The sequence below is a fragment of the Mycobacterium sp. genome (assembly GCF_019243155.1).
Taxonomy (GTDB): Bacteria; Actinomycetota; Actinomycetes; order Mycobacteriales; family Mycobacteriaceae; genus Mycobacterium.
The window spans coordinates 1-3,211 of the sequence record NZ_JAFAUS010000284.1 but is presented as its reverse complement, the minus strand read 5'-3'; the positions used below and the strand labels follow the sequence as shown (position 1 = coordinate 3,211).

The window sequence follows — 3,211 nt, the reverse complement described above, 5'->3', positions numbered from 1 at the left end:
GGTCCGAGGCGTTGCGGCGCTTTCAAAACATCTGAGTCACACGCGTGATCACTCCTCTCCAGCAACGCCGACGCCGTTTCCGTGAACGATTGCTGAATCACCCGTCCGCTGGCTGTGCGGCGTGCCATTATCGGCCAGTTCACAGTTCATGCTGCTCGGGAGACGATGTGACCCATTCGATCGTTCGGACGTTGCTGGTTTCGGGCGCCGCTGCCGGCCTGCTGGCGAGCGTGGGCGCCTGCTCGTGTTCGGTCGGGTCGTCGCACACGGTGAGCAAGGGCGACGTCGCCGGCCAGATCACCTCCAAGCTGACCGACGCCGCCGGGAACAAACCCGATTCGGTGAACTGCCCGGACGATCTGCAGGCCAAGGTTGGGTCGCAGGTGAATTGCGAGATGAAGGTCAAGAACCAGACCTTCAACATCAATGTGACCGTGACCAGTGTCGACGGCAAAGACGTCAAATTCGACATGGTGGAGACGGTCGACAAGGCGCAGGTCGCCAGCATTCTCAGCAGCAAGCTCACCGCGCAGGTCGGCAGGAAACCGGATGCGGTGACGTGCCCCGACAACCTGAAGGGCGTCGTCGGCTCGTCGTTACGGTGTCAGCTCACCGATGGGAACCAGACGTACGGCGTCATGGTGAACGTCACCAGCGTCGACGGCGGCGACGTCAACTTCGATTACAAGGTGGATGACCACCCGCAACCGGGTGGTTAGCGAGCAGCCTTCTTGCGCTCGATATCGGCCAGGGCGGCGGCCAATTCGGCGCGCTGTGCGGCCGAACTCTCCCAGGACAACTGGCGGTTCTTGACGACCTTGGCCGGCGCTCCGACCGCGATCGAATAGTCAGGCACCACACCGCGAACCACCGCGTGCGATCCCAGCACGCAGCCGCGCCCGACAGACGTGCCCCGCAGCACCGTCACCTTCACGCCCACCCAGGTGTCCGGGCCGATCCGGACCGGGGACTTGATGATGCCCTGATCCTTGATCGGCAGATTGATGTCGTCCATCCGGTGGTCGAAATCGCAGACGTAGCACCAGTCGGCCATCAACACCGAGTCACCGAGTTCGATGTCGAGGTAGGCGTTGATCACGTTGTCCCGACCCAGCACCACCTTGTCCCCGAACCGCAGCGAACCCTCGTGCGCGCGAATGGTGTTCTTGTCGCCGATATGCACCCATCGGCCGATCTCGAGCTGCGCCAGTTCGGGCGTCGCGTGGATCTCGACACCCTTGCCGATGAACACCATTCCGCGGGTGATGATGTGAGGGTTGGCCAGCTTGAACTTCAGCAGCCGCCAATACCGCACCAAGTACCAGGGGGTGTACGCGCGGTTGCGCAGCACCCATCGCAGCGAGGCCATCGTGAGGAACCTGGCCTGGCGTGGGTCCCGCAGGTTCGACCCACGCCAGCGGCGGTGGATCGGGGCACCCCACATGCTCGTCATGGCCGCACAGCCTATCGCGCTGTATCGCCCACCTGAGGAGGTGGGCGAGCGGCCAGTCGATCGGTCACCCGCTCGCCGCGACGGGTTACCCTCACCTGTACTCGATCGCTGCTCATCACGCCGAACGGCCGCGGAAGGATTTGGGAAACCGAGGTGCTTGCCCGAACACTGCTGCGTGGGCTTCGGCGTTGGTCAGCTGTGGTGGGGGCGATTGCGGTTGCGGGCGGGCTCAGCGGTTGCGGCAACACCGACTCGTGGGTGCAGGAAGCGCAGGCGCAGGGTTGGCCCGCGCAATACGGTGACGCCGCCAACAGCAGCTACACCGGCACCGGGGGGGCCACCAAGCTGTCGCTGCAGTGGACAAGATCGGTCAAAGGCAGCCTGGCCGCGGGGCCGGCGCTGAGCGCGCGGGGTTATCTGGCCCTCAACGCGCAGACGCCGGCCGGGTGTTCGCTGATGGAATGGGAGAACAACGACAACGGCCGGCAGCGCTGGTGCGTCCGCCTGATCCAGGGCGGCGGTTTCGGCGGCCCGCTGCTCGACGGTTTTGACAACGTTTACGTCGGCCAGCCCGGGGCGTTCCTGTCCTTCCCGGTGACGCAGTGGACGCGATGGCGGCAGCCGGTGATCGGCATGCCCACGACGCCGCGGTTCCTCGGTCACGGCCAACTTCTCGTCGCCACCCACCTGGGCCAGGTGCTGGTCTTCGACGCCCATCGCGGCGAGGTCGTCGGCAGCCCAATGGATCTGGTGGAGGGTGTCGATCCCACCGACGCGTCGCGCGGCTTGAGCGACTGCGAACCCGCACGCTCGAATTGCCCGCTTGCGGCTGCCCCCGCATTCTCGGCGGCCAGTGGGACGGTGGTGCTCAGTGTCTGGCAGCCGGGTGCGCCGGCCGCCGGCCTGGTCGGCCTGAAGTATCACCCGGGACAGACGCCGCTCCTTTCGCGCGAGTGGGCCAGCGACGCCGTGAACTCCGGTTGTATCGCCAGCCCAGTGCTGTCCGCCGACGGATCGACCGTTTACGTCAACGGCCGCGACCAACGGTTGTGGGCGCTGCACGCCGCGGACGGCAAGGTCAAGTGGTCGGTGCCGTTGGGGTTCCTGGCACAGACACCGCCGGCGGTCACCCCGCAGGGCCTGATCGTCTCGGGCGGCGGCCCGGACACTCACTTGGCCGCGTTTGAGGATGCGGGCGATCACGCGGACCAGGCCTGGCGCCGCGATGACGTCTCTCCCCTGTCCTCGTCGAGCCTGGCCGGGGCCGGGGTCGGCTACACGGTCAGCAGCACACCCGCCCCGAACGGCGCACCGGGTATGTCGCTGCTGGTCTTCGATCCGGGCAACGGCCACACGCTGAGCAGCTATCCGCTTCCCGCGGCAACCGGGTATCCGCTCGCGGTCTCGGTCGGCAGCGATCGCCGTGTGGTGGCCACCACCAGCGACGGTCAAGTCTTCGGTTTCGCACCGGCATGACCGGGCAATAATTTCCTAGTGCCGACCTCTGACACCACTGATCGCAGTCGCCCCGCGCATATCGCGTCGACTCTCATCCTGCTGGTTGTCCATGCGGGCCTGTTCGGGGCAACCTTCGCGCTGCTGGGCCTGCTCGTCATGAGCACCGACGCTTGCGCTTCGGTGCAGTGCGGCGATTCCGCCTGGATCGACCGGGCCATGGAGTTGGCAACGTGGGGCGGCGGCGCCGTGTTGCTCGTCGACTTCGCCGTCGCCGGGTATCTCCTGCTGCGGCGAAAAAGG

At 66.2% G+C, this 3,211-nt stretch carries 3 protein-coding genes and 1 pseudogene; 3 read left to right on the top strand and 1 reads right to left on the bottom strand.

Annotation, left to right across the window (positions count from 1 at the left end; all coding sequences use genetic code 11):
• Window positions 1–167 precede the first annotated feature (167 nt).
• The gene (locus JOZ00_RS14050) at window positions 168–719 is read left to right on the top strand and encodes a DUF4333 domain-containing protein (protein WP_293344560.1); all 552 of its coding nucleotides are present in this window, start codon (window positions 168–170) and stop codon (window positions 717–719) included.
• Here JOZ00_RS14050 and JOZ00_RS14045 read toward each other — a convergent pair.
• On the bottom strand, window positions 716–1,453 hold the full coding sequence (locus JOZ00_RS14045; RefSeq protein ID WP_293344559.1) for an acetyltransferase: 738 nt from the start codon (window positions 1,451–1,453) through the stop codon (window positions 716–718). The genes JOZ00_RS14050 and JOZ00_RS14045 overlap by 4 nt on opposite strands.
• 198 nt (window positions 1,454–1,651) lie before the next feature.
• Between JOZ00_RS14045 and JOZ00_RS14040 the strand changes: the two genes are divergently transcribed.
• The gene (locus JOZ00_RS14040; RefSeq protein ID WP_293344561.1) at window positions 1,652–2,929 is read left to right on the top strand and encodes a PQQ-binding-like beta-propeller repeat protein; all 1,278 of its coding nucleotides are present in this window, start codon (window positions 1,652–1,654) and stop codon (window positions 2,927–2,929) included.
• A gap of 18 nt (window positions 2,930–2,947) precedes the next feature.
• Window positions 2,948–3,211: pseudogene (locus JOZ00_RS14035) on the top strand (hypothetical protein); the annotation flags it as partial.